The sequence below is a fragment of the Brevibacillus laterosporus genome (assembly GCA_007833815.1).
Classification (GTDB): Bacteria; Bacillota; Bacilli; order Brevibacillales; family Brevibacillaceae; genus Brevibacillus_B; species Brevibacillus_B laterosporus_D.
Genome location: CP033464.1, coordinates 3,132,796 through 3,153,646 on the forward strand (window position 1 = coordinate 3,132,796; position 20,851 = coordinate 3,153,646).

A 20,851-nucleotide genomic window follows, 5' to 3' on the forward strand; every position below is an offset into this window, starting at 1 on the left:
CCCTCTCTTGATAATCAGGGTTCTCATGGTGTGAGGGAAGCTGACTAGATCTATCCCTAAAATTGCGCCAGCATATTGCCAAATCCGGCCAAATCCGGCTCAAAAATGATGCTACGAAGGAGGAAGTAAACATGAATATGGCAGTAGAAGCTGTCCTACTAGCAACAAAAGCACACGCTAATCAACAAGATAAAGGGGGGCAACCTTATATTTTGCATCCTTTGCGCGTCATGATGTACATGTCTTCGGATGAAGCGAGAGCGGTAGCTGTTTTGCACGATGTATTAGAAGATACCGATGTAACCGCAGATGATTTACGTGAAACGGGGTTTCCAAAGGAAGTTGTAGAAGCGGTTATGATTCTAACCAAAAATCCCAAAGAGAATTATGACAGCTACATTATCAAGGTCAAACAGAATCAGTTGGCCCGAGCTGTCAAGATTGCAGATATCAAAGACAATTTGGATGTAACTCGTATACCGGAACCTACGGAGGCAGATTTAGCACGGATAGAAAAATATAAGCGCGCATTGAAAGAATTAGAGGGTGAAAGCACACCTATGGAAAATTCAAAGGAAGATTGTTCACAAGAAGAAAGTAATATAGATAACGATAAGCAGTTAGAAGGGAAAGAGATATTGTAGAAACGGTGTTCGCTTTTAGTGGGAATAGATTTGACATGGATATTTCTGAATGAAACTGCTTGTACTTGTGTCATTCTTTGAAGGCTGTTATTCTAATAAAATAGCGTATTTTTGCACGATAGACCGAGGATAGAGGCACGTGCAAGAAACAGAGAATGAAGGAGGGCTCCATGGGTTTATTTCAATTTGATCTAAATACGCTCCCTTTTCGGGTGATTGCGTTCGTGATCGCTTTTTCCATGCATGAGTGGGCGCATGCGTTTGCTGCCTATAGATTAGGCGACAACACAGCGAAAAATGAGGGGCGTTTAACACTTAATCCAATTCCGCATCTAGATCCATTTGGTCTCTTGATGATTTTATTTGGACCATTTGGTTGGGCACGACCTGTCCCATTTAATCCTTACAATTTTAGAGGAAATAAACGTCTAGGAATTGTGTATGTTGCAGCAGCAGGACCGTTTGTGAACTTTGTGTTAGCGTTCTTCTTTTCGTTCCTGTGGTTTTATATTCAGACACCATTTTGGGCAGAGATGATGGCTTCTTGGCCTGCTAAAGGTATAGAAGCGGTTGACTTAACCTTACAGTACTGTATTATCATTAACTGCGCTATGCTGGTGTTTAATATGTTGCCGATTGCACCGTTAGACGGTTCTAAAATTTTGCGCTATATTTTGCCGCAAAAATGTAGTGGATTCTTTGATAAATTAGACCTATATGGACCATGGTTGTTATTGTTGATTGTATTCTTGCCACCGTTGCGAGGATTACTTAGCATACCACTACAGATTGTGCTGTCTTGGATTGAAAGCATAACACGATATGTGGTCATTCAGCTTTTTTTATAAACATGATGCAATGAAGTAAGGCGGGATTAGCGTTGTCATACAGTATTAAATTGGATTCGTTTGAAGGGCCGCTTGATTTGCTTTTGCATTTGATCGACAAGGCGGAGGTAGACATTTATGATATACCAATAGCGGTGATTACTGAACAGTATTTGCACACCATTCATACAATGCACGAGCTTCAATTGGATGTAGCTAGTGAGTTCGTAGTCATGGCCGCTACTCTGTTGGCCATCAAAAGTAAAACGTTACTTCCTAAAAAAGAGGAGATTCATTTTCATCCATTGCACGATGAATATGGAGAAGAGGAAGATCCTCGAGATGAACTGGTACAACGCTTATTGGAGTATAAAAAGTTCAAGCGCGTGGCCGAACAACTACGTGAAATGGAAACGGGGCGCAGTCAGGTATTCACTCGTCCGGCAGAAGATTTAACGCCATATGTGCGTGAAGAGGAGCCGGGAGTTGCCAATGTGACCCTGTTTGACATGCTTCATGCTTTAGAAAAATTGTTTGCGAGATTGCAAACAAAAGAGCCGATAGCCAAAGTATCAAGGGATGAAATCTCCATTAAGGATAGAATGAAAGAGATTCGTCAGCTCATTAAGGTTGGAGGAGGGCATGTCCGCTTCTCACAGTTGTTTATTACAAACGTTTCTCGCACCGAGATTGTGACAACGTTCCTTGCCCTACTGGAATTGATGAAAGGGAAGGCGATCACGTGTGTTCAAAATCAATTATTTACGGACATCCTGATCAGTGAGGGAAAAGGAGAAACGGGACATGGATTATGATAAATTAAAATCGGTGATTGAGGGTCTATTATTTATCTCCGGTGACGAGGGGATAGATGCAAAGCAGATTGCGGAAATAATTGAGGTAACTGAAGAAGTTGTCATTGATTTGTTAGAAGATATGAAAGCAGACTTTTACCGATCTAACAGAGGAATCCAGCTTGTTGAAGTGGCGAAAGCTTATCAATTAACAACCCTGCCCGAACATATGATGTATTTTGAAAAGCTGGCAACTTCCCCAACACACTCATCCTTATCGCAAGCAGCTTTGGAAACCTTAGCCATCATTGCCTATCGACAGCCGATTACTCGTTCTGAGATAGAAGAAATTCGTGGAGTTAAATGTGAAAAAGCGTTACATACCCTGATGTCCAAGCTTTTGATTAAAGAGATGGGACGAGCAGAGGGTATCGGGCGACCAATCTTATATGGGACGTCCAAGGAATTTCTGGAGTATTTCGGATTGAAAGGAATTACAGATTTACCAGAGCCGCCAATTGATTTTTCATTTGATCAACATGATGAGGAAATGGCTCAATTGTTTCGCGGGAAGGAAACTACTGGAAACGACTAGGACCCGATTAAGATTAGGGTATATCATAGGTCTTGTCTCCATATACTTGGTACAAACCATTGTAAACCAAGCATGGGGAGGACACTATGAAATACCAACGAATAATCGGCGTACTCGTCGTTTTTCTTTTGTGCGTTAGCTACCTAGGCCCACAACCTCGTGCCTGGGCATCGAAAGCACCTAAGATCTCGGCGGAAGCAGCTGCAGTCATTGATGTTGAATCAGGACGTATCTTGTACGAGAAAAATGGTAACAAGAAAATGAGAATTGCCAGCTTGACCAAGACGTTAACGGCCATTGTAGCTATTGAAGCGACCGATATAAAGAAAGTCGTTACTGTTCCAGACAAAGCCATAGGAGTGGAAGGCTCCTCTATTTATCTAAAAAGAGGGGAGAAGCTGACCCTAGAAGAGTTATTATACGGCTTGATGCTCCGTTCTGGAAACGATGCGGCGGCGGCGATTGCTTTGCAGGTGGGAGGCTCGATTGAAGGGTTTGCCACAATGATGAACGAAAAAGCCATGTATATTGGCATGAATCACAGTAATTTTATGAACCCACATGGATTAGATAATAGTGATATGCACTATTCGACAGCGGTTGATATGGTTAAATTATCTGCCTATGCTCTACGAAACCCACAGTTTCAGCAGATTGTCTCCACAAAAGTAAAAAGTATTTCGTGGGAAGGCGAGAAATGGGATCGTAGGCTGCAAAACAAAAATAAAATGCTTCATCTCTACAACGGAGCAGATGGTGTAAAAACTGGTTATACCAAGCTTGCTAAGCGTTGTCTGGCATCGTCAGCAAGCCGCGCTGGCCGACAGGTAGCAGTAATTACGCTTAATGCACCAGATGATTGGAATGACCATGCTACACTGCTTGACTATGGCTTTCAACAGTTCGAGGAAACGTCTTTAATTCACAAAGGCGAAAAATGGGATGCTCCCCAAGCCATTAAGCTAGAGGACAAAGGGAAAGTTGAGCTGGTTTCGTTAGCTGATTTTGTATATCCACTCAGAGCAGGAGAAGCGCAAAAAGTGAGTAAAAAGGTCTGGTTGTTTCATAAGCAGGTAGGCCAAAAAGATGTGAATGAGCATATTGGATTTGTTGAGGTTTACTTAGGGAAGGATTCAATCGGCAAAATACCGCTTACGTTACAAGAAAGGACGGAAAAGGATACTTTTCAAAAAACATCTATACCCAATGGATTTTGGAAGCAGGTCTCCCGCATGTTGAAGGGAGGATTACCTGATGCTTAATATCATTTGGTTGTTCTTGATAATTATTAGTGTGATCGTTGCCGCTGTGAACGGACGTATGGAAATCATTAGTCAATCTGTATTTGAAGGTGCCAAGACAGGCGTTACGGTCTGTTTTGGTCTCCTCAGCGTCCTCATCTTCTGGATGGGGATCATGAAAATTGCCGAAAAATCTGGACTTTTACATCTAGTCTCAATCTGGCTATCTCCTATTGTGCAAAAGCTTTTCCCCGATGTGCCAAAGGGACACCCAGCCATTGGTTACATTCTCTCCAACATGAGCGCTAACATCCTCGGGCTTGGAAACGCGGCTACTCCGATGGGACTTAAGGCAATGGAGGAGCTCCAAAAGTTAAACCCACACAAAGAAATCGCTTCCCCAGCTATGTGCACCTTACTTGCCATAAACACGGCTAGTATCACACTCATTCCTACCACTATGATCGCCATTCGTTTACAATATGGTTCTGCTAATGCTTTTGAAATAGTAGGTACAACACTGCTTTCTTCTTTTTTTGCAACAGCGTTTGCTCTATTGCTTGATCGTGTCTACCGTCTGCGCTACAAGCGCAAGTCCCGCTAAAGGAGGGAGCTAGCTTGTACTCACTGATAAATGTCGTATCGCTTTGGGCGATTCCTGTTTTGATTTCCTTTGTTCTAACCTACGGATGGTATAAAAGAGTGCAAGTCTATGACACTTTTATAGAAGGGGCTAAGGGAGGACTTGTCACAACCATCAAAATATTACCTCATTTAGTAGCAATGATGGTGGCCATTACGTTATTTCGTGAGTCAGGAGCGTTAGAAATGATGTTACAGGTCTTGCATCCTTTGCTACGTCTTTTTCATATCCCCTCTGAAATTGTCCCTCTGGCTTTGCTACGTCCCTTGTCAGGTACAGGCTCGCTTGCTATTGCGACAGATTTGATTGCGCAATTCGGGCCTGATTCTATGATTGGTAGGCTTGCTTCCACGATGCAGGGAAGCACAGATACGACCTTTTATGTGCTGACAGTGTATTTTGGAGCAGTGGGGATCAAAAATGGACTGTATGCGCTAAAAGTCGGTCTATGGTCTGATTTGATTGGAGTAGTGGCTTCTTTAGTAGTTGTTGGCTATATTTTTGCTTGAATGATGAACAAGACGAATAAAATAAAAGAAAATATGCCTAAGAACAGCCAAGGTACCTGTAGGACTCCTATCTAGAAACGATACCTAGTTCGCTGTTTGAGGGCATTATTTGCTATTAGATAAGCTTTTTTGTGTTTTTTCGACTAAAATAAGATGCCTATGTATGGCGGTCCTACACTCTTTGTCCACCGTACTCTTGTCCTACTTGCCGGAAATAGGTAGAATGTGTGAGGGGTGATCTTTATGGAAGAACGCTTGCAGAAGGTGCTTGCCCAAGCGGGTGTCGCCTCACGTCGCAGCTGTGAAGAACTGATTAAGCAAGGTAGAGTAAAAGTAAACGGCCAAGTTATAACTGAGTTAGGTACCAAAGTGACTGCCTCCGTAGATCAAATTCTGGTCGATAACAAGTCTATTGCACAAGAAGAGCATGTATATGTGTTACTACACAAACCAACGGGAGTCATTACGAGCATGAGTGATCCAGAAGGACGTAAAACCGTTCGTGATCTGATCAAACAAATTCCACAGAGGGTATATCCAGTGGGGCGTTTAGATTTTGATACATCGGGACTACTTATTATGACGAACGATGGTGAACTGGCTAATCGCTTGGCGCATCCGTCATTTGAGATGGACAAGGTATATCGTGCTTGGGTCAAAGGAATTCCTACATCGGAAAGTGTTTTACGTCTAGCCAAGGGTATCAAATTGGAGGACGGAATGACTTCTCCTGGGAAGGCGAAAATTTTGGAACGGGATACCAATAAAAATCGCACATTGCTTGAGTTGACCATCCATGAAGGCCGCAACCGTCAAGTGCGGAGAATGTGTCAAGCAATCGGACATCCCGTGGTTACGTTGCAACGAATTCGCATTAGTTTCCTTATGTTAGGTAATCTCGGCCTAGGTTCCTATCGCTTTTTACAAAAGGAGGAAGTAGAACGCTTGCAGAGCGAGTTAAAACAAGTTCAGAAAAAAACGAACAGACGTTTGTGATGAACTGCACATCGTTCAAAAGTTGTTCAAAATATCCAACTCGTTTAAAATAGCGGCAAGCTATAATAAAGAAAGAGAATGAGTAATAATTGGAACGATTCTGAACAAAGCCAGGTGAGCAAATGTGAATAAACAGAAAAGAACATCCATGCGAGTTGCCATTTTGGGAGTTTTATTAGTTGCTCTCGTTTTTGCTGTGTACACAAGTTTTGCCAAGCCAAATGAAATTAAAAAAGGGGACAAGGCACCTAACTTCAGTTTGCAAAGCTTGGAAGGACAGCCTATGACATTAGCTGATTTAAAAGGAAAAGGAGTCATCCTTAATTTCTGGGGCTCTTGGTGTGAGCCCTGTAGAAATGAGATGCCGGACTTAGAAAAAGTATGGCTTGCCAACAAGGATCAAAATATTGTGATCGTAGGGGTAAACGTGGGGGAGTCGGAAGTATCTGCTGAGCAGTTTGTCCGACAGGTGAAAACCACATTTCCCATCTTGATGGATAAGCAGAAAGAAGTTACCAAAGTGTATAATATTGGAAAAATGCCGACTACTTTTTATATTGATCAGGACGGTATTGTCCGGGATATCATGTTCGGACAAATGAACGAAAAGAGTATAAATTCCATGCTAGAAAAAATTAGACCTGTTCAGACAAACTAAACCGTAAGCGAGGACACGTACATGGATCAAAGAAAATGTGAATGCGGACACACCAACCCGGTGGGAACGCTTTTGTGTGAATCCTGCGGTATACCTCTTTTACACCCCGTTAAAGAGACGGATGAAAAGAAAGCGTTTCCTGATATGCGTTATGAAGGGATGGCGCGTCGTTCCCAGACTTACTCCTCCACGGTGGTGGATAAAGTCTGGAACTTCTTTTCCTCTGTAAAAATCGCAATCATCATAATAATCATTACCTTGGTGATGGCGGGTGTTGGTACTATTCTGCCGCAGTTGGAATATGTGCCAGTCCCTTTATTAGATGAACCGAGCAAAGCTTTATTTTACGAACAAACGTATGGTTTTTTTGGCAAGGTGTATTATGCCTTAGGTTTTCATGAAATGTATGGTTCTTGGTGGTTTGTTTCACTGTTAGTTATGATAGGAGTATCGCTGGTTATTTGTAGTTTAGACCGGGTAATACCATTGTACAAAGCTTTGAATAAGCCACGGCTTAATCAGCATCTCTCGTTTTATAAAGGGCAAAAATTACATGCGGATACATTAATTTCTGAGGGAGTTTCTGTAGAAGAAAAACTAACGCAAGTACTGGCCTGGTACAAGAAAAAAGGGTATCGCGTATATCGTGAAGGCAACTCCATATTAGGAGAAAAAGCAAGGTTTAGCCGATGGGGTCCATATGTGAATCATATTGGGCTTATAATCTTCCTGTTGGGCGTACTGCTGCGTGGTGTACCTCAATTCTTCTTGGAGGATAATGTTTGGGTACGCGAAGGGCAAACTGTAAAAGTACCAGGAACAGAGCTCTATATTGAAAATCTAGATTATAAGACTGAATATTATACAAAGGATGAATTTGCTGAAGATCTTCCGTTACAAGAGGGACAAGTAATAGCGAAGAACTACCAGACTGATGCTGTTTTATACAAAAATGAGAATGAAGGATTAGCTGGAGCCAAGCCCAAGTTGGTGGAAGTCAAGAGGGGATCAATCACCGTAAACCATCCAATGAATTACGAGGGCATTCTTTTGTATCAATTAGACCGTAGGGAACAAATGTTGGGCGCACTCAATTTCGACTTATACGATGCCAAAGAGAAGGAAAAGAAAATTGGCGCGATCAAAATTGATTTGTATGAGCCTAAAAAGGAACTGAAAATTGGTGATCATTACGTTGTCCGTGTCATGGATTACTTCCCAGATTTTGAGTTAGGTAAAGATGGATTACCAACGACCAAAACAACTTTACCAAACAATCCAATGGTAGCATTGGAGATCATGGATACGAAGACTAACGAAAGCGAACGATTAGCGTACGTAGCAGGTGGTTTTATTGAAAATACAACATCGCCTCGCTTTATCTTAGAGGTACATAAACCTGACATCATTGATTCAAGTGGCTTATTGGTGCGTAAAGATACCATGATCCCCGTGATATACTTTGGGGCTTTCATTACGATGATTGGGCTTGTCATGGGCTTCTATTGGCAACATCGTCGGATTTGGTTGCATGTTGAAAATAACGAACTGTATCTCGCCGGTCACACCAATAAAAACTGGTTTGGCTTACAACAGGAAGCAAAGAATCTGGTGAAACAATTGGAGTTACCATTGGAACTCATTCTTGAACAAGATAAACAAAAACCGAAGAAGAAAACGTAGAGAAGGGGGTTCTCTTGATTGATACAGGTAAGTAGCAATCTATTATTGATCGCCTTTGTATTGTATTTGATAGCTACTATTGTGTTTGCAGTAGCAATCACTGGAAAACGTTGGTCTAACAGGGATGCTAAGGCTCATCAGGCAAGATATGAACAGATTGGCGTGTGGATCACTGCGATTGGATTTTTATGTCATCTGGGACAGTTTATTATTAGATGGACTGCATCTGGACGTATTCCTACAAGTAACATGTTTGAATTTATCTCTTTTTTGTCGATCTGTATTGTAGCGGGATTTTTACTGCTCTATTATATCTACAAGTTGGGAGTTCTTGGCGCGTTCGCGATGCCGCTAGCAGCTATTATGTTAGCTTATGCTAGTGTTTTTCCTAAAGAGGTGACGCCACTTATTCCAGCGTTACAAAGCTACTGGCTAAAGATTCACGTTACCACAGCCGCACTTGGAGAAGGAATTTTGGCAATTGGATTTGCTGCGGGGCTCATGTATTTAATTCGTACCATTCCGCAAATCAAAAAGTCAGCTAGTACGTTTTGGTTAGAATTTTCCATCAGTGTTGTTTTAATGATGGTTGGTTTTATTGTTGTATCGGCATCCTTTTCGTCACCAGGTATGAGAACGACGTTTGAATTCCCTGTCTATGACGATAATAAGCCGGCTGTTGTTAAGAATATGCAGCAGGTCGAGTATAAATTGCCAGCTATTGTGGCACCACAAGAGTATAAAATCATCAAAGAGGGTCCAATTAAGCCGTTTTTTGAAGCACCGTCCTTTATGCATGGTAAGGATGCAGCTCGTAAATTCAATACAATGATCTGGTCAGTATTGTCAGGAGTCGTGTTCTACGGTTTGATTCGACTGTTATTACGTAAGCGTATTGCAGCTGCTATTCAACCATCCTTGGATGACATTGATCCAGAGCTAATCGATGAAATTAGCTATCGTGCTATTGCCATTGGCTATCCTATTTTTACTCTGGGAGCGCTTGTTTTTGCCATGATCTGGGCAAACGAAGCATGGGGTCGTTTCTGGGGTTGGGATCCAAAAGAGACGTGGGCACTGATTGTATGGCTCTTTTACAGCGTTTATTTGCATCTGCGTCTGTCAAAAGGATGGATTGGCGAAAAATCTGCTTGGATGGCAGTACTAGGGTTTGTTATTATATTAATAACGCTCGTCCTAGTAAATTTGGTGATCGTAGGCTTGCACTCTTATGCAGGCGCTTAGCTGTACTGTTTGCTGACAATTAAAAAAGCTGGTAGCTCGCCAGCTTTTTACTTGTACTATCAAGACGTATAGGCTATTTTAGATAGGTAGGTTGTAATGTTTATTTAACTATTAATTTCAATGTTGTAGCAGAGGTGATTTGGTTGGAGAAAGAAAGAATCCTCATCGTAGACGACGAAGAAAGAATCCGTCGCCTGTTAAAGATGTATTTGGAAAGAGAGAACTACTATATTGATGAGGCAGAGCATGGGGAGGAAGCCTTAGATAAGGCCCTAAATCAAGATTACGATATTATCTTGCTGGATCTAATGTTACCTGGTATGGACGGGATTGAAGTATGTGAAAAAATTCGGGAGCAAAAAGCAACGCCAATCATCATGCTGACCGCTAAAGGAGAGGAAACCAATCGAGTAAATGGTTTCGAGGCTGGCGCTGATGATTATGTAGTAAAACCGTTTAGTCCACGTGAAGTCGTATTCCGTGTAAAAGCGATTTTGCGTCGTTCTTCTGCTACTGCTTATTTAAAAACAGATACGGTATCCAGTCATTCTATTCTGGTTTTTCCAGAGTTAACGATCGATCATGATGCTCACAAGGTTACAGCGAATGGTGTTGAAGTAAACCTTACCCCAAAAGAGTATGAGTTGTTGCATTATTTAGCATTATCTCCAGATAAAGTATTTACACGAGAAGAATTACTAAAAGACGTTTGGCACTATGATTTCTTCGGAGATTTGCGAACCGTGGATACACACATTAAGCGCCTGCGGGAAAAGCTAAATAAAGTATCTCCTGACGCGGCTCAAATGATTTCAACCGTTTGGGGCGTAGGTTACAAACTAGAGGTTCCTAAATAGGTGGATAATATCCTGCGAAGTGTTGTCGGAAAGCTTTGGATGACAATTATAGCGTTATTCGCGGTGGTACTTACCATCTTCAGCTTACTGCTGGTTCAATCCTTTGGTAGTTATTATCTGAAAAAGCAGTCGGCTGATTTGGCTCTTCTTGGAACAAAAGTTGCTGCTAGTCTGGAGACTGTGCGTGATCAGAAAGAAATGCTGACGATGGCTTCAAAAATTTTGACGGTGTACCATACAGGTCTACTTGTAGTGGATGAGCAGAAACATGTTCTTGTTCATGAAACGACTAATGAAAAACAGCCGTACATTACCTTGGATAAGCTATTGAACAGTGGGGGATTCCCCATATCTGATGCTTTTACGGGGAAACAAGTAGGACCAAATCGTTTGATTTTTGGAGACAAAGGCCCAGAAAGTCCTGAACACACACAGTTTCTGGCTATGGCTATTCCCTTTTCTTTTGATGGAAAACAAAAATCGGCACTTATTTTATATCAGGCCATCGAAGAAGTGAATGGTACTTATCTGGAGATTAGACAACTCATTTTTGTGGTGGGTGTCATTGGTTTTATTTTAACAACTGTGTTCGCTTTCTTTTTATCCTCACGTATCACTTCACCGTTGCGTCAGATTAAACAATCTGCTCAGCGTATCGCTGAAGGAGAGTTTAATACAGAGATACCGCTTCGTTCCACAGATGAAATCGGAGAATTAGCGGCAGCATTTAATGTCATGACGTTGAAACTACGTAATGTAGTTAATGCGCTGTCTCATGAAAAAGAGCAGATGGCAACGGTTTTGCGTAGTATGATCGATGGTGTAATTATGATGGATCAAAAGGGTCAGGTCGTATTGACTAACCCTCAGGCAGAAGATTTTACCCGGGATTGGGCCTATGAAAATCAAGGACGTCCCCTGCCTATTCAAGAACTGTATCAGAAAATGTTGATCACGGAACAAGAAGTAATGGAAGATTTCGAAGCCCAAGGGCGTTTCTGGTCTGTTGTGATGGTACCGCTATACGATCACAATCAAGTTCGAGGAGCTGTCGCTGTACTGCGGGACATGACTAAAGAGCGGAAACTGGATAAATTGCGTCAAGACTTTGTGGCAAATATCTCGCATGAACTGAGAACGCCTTTGTCCATGCTACAGGGGTATAGTGAAGCTATTGTAGATGGTATTGCGTCCACTCCAGAGGAACATAAAGAATTAGCTAAAATTATTTATGATGAGTCTGTGAGGATGACTAAGCTAGTGAATGAATTGTTAAGCTTGGCACGTATGGAAGCGGGACATGTAGAGCTTCATGAGGAAATAACGGAACTTCTCCCTTATTTTGAACGTGTATTACGTAAGTTCGCGAACAGAGCAGCAGAGCGCAATGTCGAAATTAAGCTCGATATGCAAACGGATTATCGTTTGATTTCTTTTGATCCAGACAAAATGGAGCAAGTGCTGACCAATTTAATTGACAATGCTATTCGTCACATTCCAAATGGTGGACTTATTACTGTTCGTATAAAGGATGAGGATGCAGGGAAAGTAACTATTGAGGTAATTGACACGGGTAGTGGCATACCTCAGGAGGATTTACCATTTGTTTTTGAGCGGTTTTATAAAGCAGACAAGGCACGAACACGTGGTAGAGCTGGAACTGGCCTAGGACTAGCTATTGCGAAAAATATTGTAGCAGCCCATAACGGAAAAATATCTGTTCAAAGCAAGATGAAAGAGGGAACAACTTTTACCATTACAATACCAGTCACCATATAGATAGAGAGTAAGATGGATGAGAGAATGGAGTGTTTTTTTGGGATGAGCAAAACGATTTTGTTCGATGTGGATGGTGTTTTCCTAAGCGAAGAGAGATATTTTGATGCTTCTGCTCTGACGATTTGGGAAATGTTGTTTAGCGAGAAGTATATCGGGATAGAGGGACAGGTTTTTGTACCTGCTCCTGTCGAAAAAGAGATTAGACGTGTACGTTCTGATGTTTTTGCGGATGACCAAGTGCTGGCCTTTATGAAAGGGCAAGGGATTAACTCGAACTGGGATATGGTGTACTTGGTTGTCTCTTACCAACTTATTTGTCTTGCTTCAAAATTGAAAGAAACGAAACCAGAAGAAGTTCGTGTGTTGTTGACAAATCAAATTGGTCGAGAAGAGATCAGAAACATACAAGCTTTGTTGAGATCGGAAAAGCTCTCCTTTTCTCCTGATTATTCTGCTTTTGTTACAGATTTTTCAAAAGGAAATGTAGAGAAGAGCGAAATGCTGCTGTATCTAAACCAGATTGCTTATGACAAGTGTGGAATTAAAACAAGTATTTTTGCACGAACTAGCTCACTGTGGGAGCTTTGCCAAGAGACGTTCCAAGAATGGTATCTGGGTGACGCTCTGATCGCTGACTCCATTGGTAGAACAGCGCATCAGTTAGGGAAAAAAGGGTTTTTGTCAGACGAAATTCCAATCGTGGATCCAGCCGTTATTCAAGGAGTGCTACAGGGCTTACGTGATCGTGGCTATCGTTTAGGGATAGGCACAGGACGTCCTTCTATTGAAACGTATGTTCCGCTCAAAGAACTAGGGATTCTGGATTTCTTTGAGCCAGATTGTATTGTAACGGCTTCGCATGTATTGGGAGCTGAACAGGAATACCCAGAAGCCGCTCCACTCTCCAAGCCACATCCATACTGCTACTTTCAAGGTTATTTGACGAGAGGGAGCGGTGTGACGGCGGCACTTTCCTGCCAATTAACGCAGGAAGAACGTGAGAACCTGCTTGTTGTTGGAGATTCCGTTGCTGATCTTATGGCAGCTAGGTCGATTGGTTGTCAGTTTGCCGCTACGTTGACAGGGTTGTCGGGTGAAGAAGCGCGAGAGAAGTTTGAACAAGAAAATGCAGAATTTATTTTGCGTGATGTAAGTGAGATTTCTACGATTGCGTTTTGATGGAAATAGTAGTATCAAGTTAGTGTCATAGCACAACAGACTGCTATGTGGAATGTATGATAAATCATCAATTTGTAAAAGGGTATGTAAACAACTACGGTTGTTTTTACATGCCCTTTTCTTTTTGTGGATATGATAAAAATGGTGATGAAAAGATGAAACGAACGGGCTTAGGTAAAAAAGTAGTATTAGCTTTGGGGGTTGCTTGTATAGTGGGTACCCTAAGTTGTTTTAAAGCTACCAGTGGTTGTAAGGATTCCAGTTCTTTGAATCATGTAGCAAGTGGTTTGGATATCTCAAGTACCTTGTGTATTTTAAGCACTTCCAAAGGTTCTCATCCTTCTAATTCATCAGGACTTGCAATCGATAAATCTGCATCTATTTCCAATTGCAAGGAAGAGTATCGTGAGCAATTATTGGAAGGAGCACTCATTAATCGTTATGTAAATCTCATAGGAGAGACCCTGCAAAGACAGTTTGGCTGTGAAAAAATCGTAGCGATTAAACGACTGGGAGATAGTAACATACCTTTTTTTGAGGTGACAGTACAAGTGATGACGTATGGCAAGGAGTATCATCATCCACCTTATGATGCCGTAATACTAGTCATACGAGATCGAATAGACTTAGTTTCTCTGGCAGGGATCTCTAAAAAGCGTAATATCTCAAAGAAAGAATACCAGCAAGAATGTCGGTGTTCTCAAAGATATCAACAGAAAAAGTAAACTATATACATCCAATATTTACCATTAATAACTAACCTCCTATGAAAGGAATAGTAAATGAAAGTATGTGATCATTCTATATCCGTGTTCGGAAAGGTAAATGGCTAATCTAATATGGAAGACAAAAAAACGTGGGATCTTATCTCTGTTGCATCAATTCCCCTTGTAATGACATTAGGTAATTCCATGCTCATACCAGTATTGACAATTATGGAAAAGAAACTGGGAATTTCTCCTTTACAAGCCAGTATGCTAATTACTACGTATTCTGTGGTAGCTATTTTACTTATTCCTTTGGCAGGTTTTTTGTCAGACCGCATTGGTAGAAAAACAATTATCATACCTAGTTTAATTATTGCTGGTCTGGGTGGTTTGCTATCAGGATGGGCGGCTTGGAAGATGGCTAATCCTTATATGATGATACTAGTTGGTCGTACTTTGCAAGGAGTAGGGGCGGCTGGAGCTTTTCCCATTGTTATGCCGTTGATTGGGGATATGTTTCGTAATAAAACGGAAGTTAGCTCTGGTCTAGGTATTATTGAAACATCCAATACCTTTGGCAAAGTACTTTCTCCTGTCTTAGGCGCATGGTTAGCATCGCTGATCTGGTATTTACCCTTTTTTGCGACACCTATTTTTTGTCTGGTATCTCTTTTGTTAGTAGCTTTTTTTGTTAAAGTTCCTAAAGAGAGACAAAAACCAAAAAGCTTTCAAGAATGTAAAGCGTCCATTTTTTCCATTTTTCATGCAGAGGGTCGCTGGTTATATGCGGTTTTTGCAATTGGATGTATCTCCATGTTTGTGTTATTTGGAGTTCTCTTTCATTTATCGTCGGTATTAGAGGATCAGTATAAATGGGAAGGAATAAAAAAAGGACTTATTCTAGCCATACCATTAGCCGCGTTGTGCCTTGTGTCCTACTTGACGGGGAGAGTTATTGGAGAAAATAAGACATTGATGAAATGGCTTTCTTTTTCGGGCATGTTGTTCTTGTTGGGCAGCATGCTCTGGATTAGCTTTGCTCAGTCGCAGAGCATTTATCTGTTAATCATCCTTTTATGTGTAAGTGGTGCTGGAATTGGTGCGACGCTTCCAAGTCTAGATGCTTTACTTACAAAACGCTTTGAAAAAGAAGAGCGAGGAACCATTACGTCGTTGTATAATAGTGCTCGGTTCGTTGGGGTTGCCTTTGGTCCGCCAATCTTTGCCTATTTGATTACATTTTCGCATCGCGTTTTATTTTTGACAGTAGCGGGAATCTGTTTAGTGGCAGCTATTCTCTCCTTATTTGCTATTAAACCATCGGAGAAAACAACAAAAAAAGAAGATGATGGCTCTGGTTCTATGCGTAAGATGAGAAGGTACCGAGTGAAAACGTAAACAAAAACAAAATTTTCGTATTGGTAAAGTTTATGTTAAAAAACCAAAAAAGCCAAGGGAAGGATTCTATTCCTAAGCACTTGGCTTTTATCTTTTTTGTATCTGGATATTACCTTTTTGCGGTCGTACTATTCGTTCCACCTCAAAGACTCCAAGCAATGAAAGCGGAAGGCTTCTGTTAAAAATCTCAAATAGGAATCATTACGGACGATAATTTCAAAGACGCCTTGTTGATCCGTGTAAAATAAAGCGTCTGTATAATCATTGTCACTGTTTAGATAGTTACGCAATTCTTTAACGCGGTCGCGCATAAGCTCCGATTTTACTACTACACGAAAGGTGACGTCTTTCTCGTTTTCCGTTTCTTCAATGTGTATGAATGTTTCGTTATACGTATACGTAATCATGGTTTTTTCCTCCTTTTACATAAAATAAATGAGATACAGATAGAGATTGGCCATCAAAATAGAGAGGAGCATGAGTGGAAATGCGACTTTCATGAAACCTAGAAAAGAAATACGGTAACCATCTTTCATTGCCAGACCGATCACAATGACATTAGCACTAGCACCGATAACTGTTCCATTTCCGCCTAAGCATGCTCCGAGTGATAAACTCCACCAAAGAGGTTCTATATTCTGTATACCCAAATGACCTAACCCTTTAATCAGAGGTATCATGGTGGCTACAAATGGAATATTATCGACGAAAGCTGAAGCGATAGCACTTAACCAGAGAATGAGAAAAGCTGAACTCATAGCTTCTCCGCCTGTGAGCGACATTACGTTCTTCGCCAATAAATCAATTACTCCTGTTTCGACTAATCCACCTACCAAAATAAATAGCCCAATAAAGAAGAACAGGGTTGTCCATTCTACTTGTAACAAAGCGCCCTCTAGATAATTCTCACCGGTTATCAATAATAAGAAGAAAGCACCTGTTAGGGCGATGGTAGCCGTTTCTAAACCTACCAGGTCATGGATAACAAAACCAGCGATTGTGAGACCTAACACAGTAAGGGATTTGATTAATAAGCGAGTGTCAGTCAATTCTTCTTTTTCATTCAACTCCATAATTTTTGCTTGTAGCTCTGGGGTTGTTACTAATTGCTTACGATATATGAGATACAAGAAGCTAAGCGTTACGCTCATGATTACTACAATGATAGGAGCCAAGTTTGTCAGAAAAGCCGTGAAATCTAACTCTGGAACAGCACTTCCGATCATGATATTAGGTGGATCACCAATTAATGTTGCTGTACCTCCGATATTAGCCGCCAGAATTTCACTAATCAGATAGGGAATAGGGTTTACTCTAAGGGAATGAGCGATGCTAAAAGTAATGGGAACAATCAGTAATACAGTGGTTACGTTGTCTAAAAAGGCAGAAGCCAGCGCTGTAATTAGACTAAGATAGATGAGAATCGTGGCTGGCCTGCCATTTGCCAATTTTGCAGCTTTAATAGCCATATACGTAAAAACGCCGGTTTTAGATGTGATTGCTACTAGGATCATCATGCCAATGAGAAGTCCGAGTGTATTAAAATCAATGTAATGCAGTGCATGCTCCTGACTTACGATCCCTGTTATAATCAGCAGGACAGCACCAACCATCGCAATTATCGTTCGATGAATTTTCTCGCTGATGATACATGCATACGTAAGTGAAAAGAACGTAAGTGCAAGATAAGCTTGGCTGCCCATGATGACATCCTCCTATCATTTTACGTTTTTTACTTGAGTCTATTTATTGGGTAAAAACAGCCAAAAGGGCAGAATCTCTACCAGTTTGGCTGTTCGTTTGGAAATCTATACTTTTACTCTGATTCTTACATGTTACAACTCAATTTGCGTTACGCTAGAGATTTCTAGGGATTGACCTAGTTCATCTAACAGTTCAGCACTAAGTGGTTTATCAACGGCAAGCATCATGATAGCATCTCCACCAACATCTTTACGACCTACCTGCATGGTTGCGATATTGACACCATTTTGACCCAGCACGCTGCCAACATAGCCAATAACACCCGGACGATCATGGTGTTGAACGTACAATAGATAACCATAAGGTTGCACATCAATGGTAGATTGATCAATTTTGACGATTCGGTCACCGAAGCCATTTAAGCGGGTACCGGCAATGGTTCGTGTCTCCAGATTGGAGCGGAGTGTCACGGTAATTAAGCTTGTAAAGCCACGAGAAATTGTTGATTTTTCTTCAGTAACTGAGATATCGCGAATTTTTGCTAAATAGGGTGCATTAATGTAATTAACTTCGGCACCTAATCGATAAGCCAATAACCCTTTTAAAATAGTGCGAGTGAGGGGAGAGGTGCTCATCTCTGACAATTCACCACTATAGGTAATTTTAACTTCTTGTAAAGCTCCGATCGTTAATTGTGCCAAGAATTGTCCCAATTTTTCTGCCAGTGTAAAGAAAGGTTGTACGCGTTCCATCAGATGAGCGTCGACAGTAGGTAGATTCACTGCGTTTTTGAAGGCTTCGTTACGCAGTACTTTAAGTAACTCTTCGGAAACGTCAATGGCAACGTTCTCTTGAGCTTCTACAGTAGAGGCGCCCAAATGAGGAGTTGTAACAACTCGTGGATGACCTACCAATGGATTATTGACAGGAGGCTCCTCTTCATATACATCAAGTGCCGCTGCGGCAATCAGTCCGTTGTCTAAAGCATGCAATAAAGCTTTTTCATCAATAATTCCTCCTCGTGCGCAGTTGATGACACGAGCTGTTGGTTTCATTTTAGCAAATTGCTTGTCGCTTAAAATATGTTTAGTCTCTTTCATTAATGGGGTATGCACGGTGATAAAGTCTGCTTGTGTAACGATGTCATCGACAGTACCGTTTGTTACGCCAATCTTCTGGGCACGTTCGTCTGTCAGATAAGGATCGTAACCAATCACGTTCATTTGAAAAGCTTTTGCTCGTTTTGCAACTTCGGAACCAATGCGCCCCATTCCGATAATTCCTAAGGTTTTATTGTGGAGCTCTACACCTTGAAAGTTTTTTCTATCCCATGTTCCATCAACTAGCCTTTTGTGAGCTTGTGGAATGTTACGAGCAACTGCCATTAGCATCGCAAAGGAATGCTCAGCAGTGGAAATCGTATTACCATCGGGTGCGTTGATGACGACAATACCTGCTTCCGTTGCAGCGTTAATATCTATATTGTCAACGCCAACACCTGCGCGACCAATTACTTTTAGTTTCTTAGCCGCTTGAATTAATTGAGCCGTCACTTGTGATTGACTTCGCACAAGTAAAGCGTCGTATTCTCCGATGATCCCAAGTAAATCACTTGGGGACAAAGTTGTTTTTTGTTCAACGATCACATCCTGAGCGTTCAGCAATTGCACAATACCCTGTTCACTTAGTGGATCACTTATTAATACTCTGAATTTATCCATGTTGAATCAGCACCTCCTGAGCTGCACATACACCAGCGCCTAATGTAATTTCATAACCAATCTGTTTTAAGGCAATTTCAATGAGAGCAATAACAGTTAACATATCTTGTGGATCACAATAACCCATATGACCAATGCGGAATATCTTACCTTTTACATGCTGCTGTCCACCAGCAATGATCACATTATACTTGGTGCGCAATATCTTACGTAGTTCCTCAGCATCGAATAAATCGCCAGGATCTACGGATGTAACAGTTGGAGAGGCGTACACATCATCTGTCATTAGCGGCAATCCCAATGCCCTCATAGCAGCACGTGTCATTTCTTTCATAAGCTCATGCCGGGCAAATACCTGAGGAAGTCCTTCTTCTTCAAGCATTGCTACCACTTCTTCTAGTCCGAACACGAGTGATACAGCCGGAGTATAAGGCGTTGTTTGCTCTGCCATACTTTTGCGATATGCTTTTAGATCAAGATAGAAGGCTTGTGGGGTGATTTGTTCAATACGTTTCCAAGCCTGTTCACTTACTGCAATAAAAGCAAGTCCGGTAGGTAGCATGAATGCTTTTTGTGAACCTGTTACGACGATATCTAGACCCCATTCATCCATTTCGCAAGGTACAGCTCCTAAGCAACTGACCGCATCTACAATAAATAAAGCGTTGCTGTGTGTCTTGACGACCTGTGATAGCTCAGGAATCGGATTTAAAACACCAGAAGACGTTTCGCAATAGGTGGCAAAAACCGCTTTTGCCATGGGATGCTGGGTTAGAAAATCTTGTAAGAGTTCGGGGGTAATAGCTTCTCCCCAAGCAACTTCTAAACGGTGGACTATGATATTGTAACGTTCGCAGATTTTTGCGAATCGTTCGCCAAAAGCACCGCTAATAGTCACGATTGCTTCATCCCCGGCTTGTAAGGTATTGACTACACTCATTTCCAAGGCGCTTGTACCGCTTCCTGCTAGTACGTACACTTGCTGAGTGGTGCCAAAAACAGGTTTTATTTTCTCAGCTACATCAGATAGAATCTTAGAAAATTGCCCACTACGATGGCCGATCATCGGACGGGTCATGGCTTGTTGCACACGTGGGGGAATCGGAGTAGGACCTGGAATACGTAATATGATTTTCTCTTCGAACATAGTTCTCATCCTCCTAAAAATATCTCTATTTCATTTATTTACGCCTAGAATCTTGCTTTTTTAGCATATAAAAAAACTTCTCAGCCTCCCCACTACAAATACATCATGTAGTGAGGGGCGAGAAGTTAGATTCGCGGTACCACCCTCATTTGTTCTTCTTTTCGCAAAAAAGAACCTTACCAGGTAACAAGACCTGAGAGATAACGGATCATCCGTTCAAACCTACGACCGCAAGCGGGCTGGGTTTGCCAACTCGGAAGTGCTTATCTTTCAAAGGAATCACCGGTTCGCAGCAACCACCGGCTCTCTGGGGATTTCCTGTAAAAGCATCTCTTCGTCAACGTTGTTTCGTATGTAGCTGTTAAAGTTAGAATTTACTTTATCACCGTACAACAGTAGCGTCAAGCAGAAAAATAGAAAAAGAAAGAACGTTTTTTAAAGTGGTAGCATGGTTGTTCGTGAATCAGTGGAAGAGGTAAAAAAATAAAAGGGTAAAAACCCATGAATGTACGGTTTTTGTAAAC

General features: G+C 41.5%; 20 protein-coding genes. 16 read left to right on the forward strand and 4 right to left on the reverse strand.

Annotated features, from left to right (window positions below; translation table 11 throughout):
- The first annotated feature begins 131 nt into the window (after positions 1-131).
- The 16 genes from EEL30_16335 to EEL30_16410 all read left to right on the forward strand — a co-directional run bounded on the left by EEL30_16335 (position 132) and on the right by EEL30_16410 (position 15,755).
- A complete protein-coding gene (locus EEL30_16335) occupies positions 132-644 on the forward strand; it encodes an HD domain-containing protein (GenBank protein QDX93723.1) in 513 nt (170 codons plus the stop codon).
- 170 nt (positions 645-814) lie between these two features.
- Positions 815-1,492 carry a site-2 protease family protein gene (locus EEL30_16340; protein ID QDX93724.1) on the forward strand — a complete coding sequence of 226 codons (678 nt, stop codon included), beginning with the start codon at positions 815-817 and terminating at the stop codon, positions 1,490-1,492.
- A gap of 32 nt (positions 1,493-1,524) precedes the next feature.
- Entirely contained in the window at positions 1,525-2,286 is a 762-nt protein-coding gene (locus tag EEL30_16345) for a segregation/condensation protein A (GenBank protein QDX93725.1), read from the forward strand.
- Positions 2,276-2,860, forward strand: coding sequence for an SMC-Scp complex subunit ScpB (gene scpB / locus EEL30_16350; protein ID QDX93726.1), 585 nt, complete (start codon positions 2,276-2,278; stop codon positions 2,858-2,860). Before EEL30_16345 ends, scpB begins: the two co-directional genes overlap by 11 nt.
- 86 nt (positions 2,861-2,946) lie before the next feature.
- Positions 2,947-4,122, forward strand: coding sequence for a D-alanyl-D-alanine carboxypeptidase (locus tag EEL30_16355; GenBank protein QDX93727.1), 1,176 nt, complete (start codon positions 2,947-2,949; stop codon positions 4,120-4,122).
- Positions 4,115-4,705, forward strand: a complete 591-nt coding sequence (locus EEL30_16360; GenBank protein QDX93728.1) for a spore maturation protein — start codon at positions 4,115-4,117, stop codon at positions 4,703-4,705. Before EEL30_16355 ends, EEL30_16360 begins: the two co-directional genes overlap by 8 nt.
- A 14-nt stretch (positions 4,706-4,719) precedes the next feature.
- Positions 4,720-5,253, forward strand: a complete 534-nt coding sequence (locus EEL30_16365; protein QDX93729.1) for a spore maturation protein — start codon at positions 4,720-4,722, stop codon at positions 5,251-5,253.
- A 243-nt stretch (positions 5,254-5,496) separates the two neighbouring features.
- Positions 5,497-6,249 (forward strand): rRNA pseudouridine synthase, encoded by a 753-nt coding sequence (locus EEL30_16370; protein QDX93730.1) that lies wholly within the window; start codon positions 5,497-5,499, stop codon positions 6,247-6,249.
- A 124-nt stretch (positions 6,250-6,373) separates the two neighbouring features.
- Positions 6,374-6,907 carry a thiol-disulfide oxidoreductase ResA gene (gene resA, locus EEL30_16375; GenBank protein QDX93731.1) on the forward strand — a complete coding sequence of 178 codons (534 nt, stop codon included), beginning with the start codon at positions 6,374-6,376 and terminating at the stop codon, positions 6,905-6,907.
- 21 nt (positions 6,908-6,928) lie between these two features.
- A complete protein-coding gene (locus EEL30_16380) occupies positions 6,929-8,590 on the forward strand; it encodes a cytochrome c biogenesis protein ResB (GenBank protein ID QDX93732.1) in 1,662 nt (553 codons plus the stop codon).
- Between the two features lie 18 nt (positions 8,591-8,608).
- On the forward strand, positions 8,609-9,835 hold the full coding sequence (gene ccsB, locus EEL30_16385) for a c-type cytochrome biogenesis protein CcsB (GenBank protein ID QDX93733.1): 1,227 nt from the start codon (positions 8,609-8,611) through the stop codon (positions 9,833-9,835).
- Positions 9,836-9,978: 143 nt separating this feature from the next.
- Positions 9,979-10,692 (forward strand): DNA-binding response regulator, encoded by a 714-nt coding sequence (locus EEL30_16390; protein QDX93734.1) that lies wholly within the window; start codon positions 9,979-9,981, stop codon positions 10,690-10,692.
- Positions 10,693-12,471: a HAMP domain-containing protein gene (locus tag EEL30_16395; protein ID QDX93735.1), complete on the forward strand. Its 1,779-nt coding sequence runs from the start codon at positions 10,693-10,695 to the stop codon at positions 12,469-12,471.
- 42 nt (positions 12,472-12,513) lie between these two features.
- Positions 12,514-13,650 (forward strand): HAD family hydrolase, encoded by a 1,137-nt coding sequence (locus tag EEL30_16400; GenBank protein ID QDX95794.1) that lies wholly within the window; start codon positions 12,514-12,516, stop codon positions 13,648-13,650.
- 56 nt (positions 13,651-13,706) lie between these two features.
- Entirely contained in the window at positions 13,707-14,375 is a 669-nt protein-coding gene (locus EEL30_16405) for a hypothetical protein (GenBank protein QDX93736.1), read from the forward strand.
- Between the two features lie 114 nt (positions 14,376-14,489).
- The gene (locus EEL30_16410) at positions 14,490-15,755 is read left to right on the forward strand and encodes an MFS transporter (GenBank protein ID QDX93737.1); all 1,266 of its coding nucleotides are present in this window, start codon (positions 14,490-14,492) and stop codon (positions 15,753-15,755) included.
- Positions 15,756-15,883: 128 nt separating this feature from the next.
- Here the strand turns inward: EEL30_16410 and EEL30_16415 are convergent, their stop codons facing one another.
- The 4 genes from EEL30_16415 to EEL30_16430 form a co-directional block, all read right to left on the reverse strand.
- A complete protein-coding gene (locus tag EEL30_16415) occupies positions 15,884-16,162 on the reverse strand; it encodes a hypothetical protein (protein ID QDX93738.1) in 279 nt (92 codons plus the stop codon).
- Between the two features lie 15 nt (positions 16,163-16,177).
- Entirely contained in the window at positions 16,178-17,458 is a 1,281-nt protein-coding gene (locus EEL30_16420; GenBank protein QDX93739.1) for a hypothetical protein, read from the reverse strand.
- Positions 17,459-17,590: 132 nt separating this feature from the next.
- Positions 17,591-19,180 carry a phosphoglycerate dehydrogenase gene (locus EEL30_16425; GenBank protein QDX93740.1) on the reverse strand — a complete coding sequence of 530 codons (1,590 nt, stop codon included), beginning with the start codon at positions 19,178-19,180 and terminating at the stop codon, positions 17,591-17,593.
- The gene (locus EEL30_16430; GenBank protein QDX93741.1) at positions 19,173-20,327 is read right to left on the reverse strand and encodes an alanine--glyoxylate aminotransferase family protein; all 1,155 of its coding nucleotides are present in this window, start codon (positions 20,325-20,327) and stop codon (positions 19,173-19,175) included. The genes EEL30_16425 and EEL30_16430 overlap by 8 nt, the downstream gene beginning before the upstream one ends.
- Positions 20,328-20,851 lie beyond the last annotated feature (524 nt).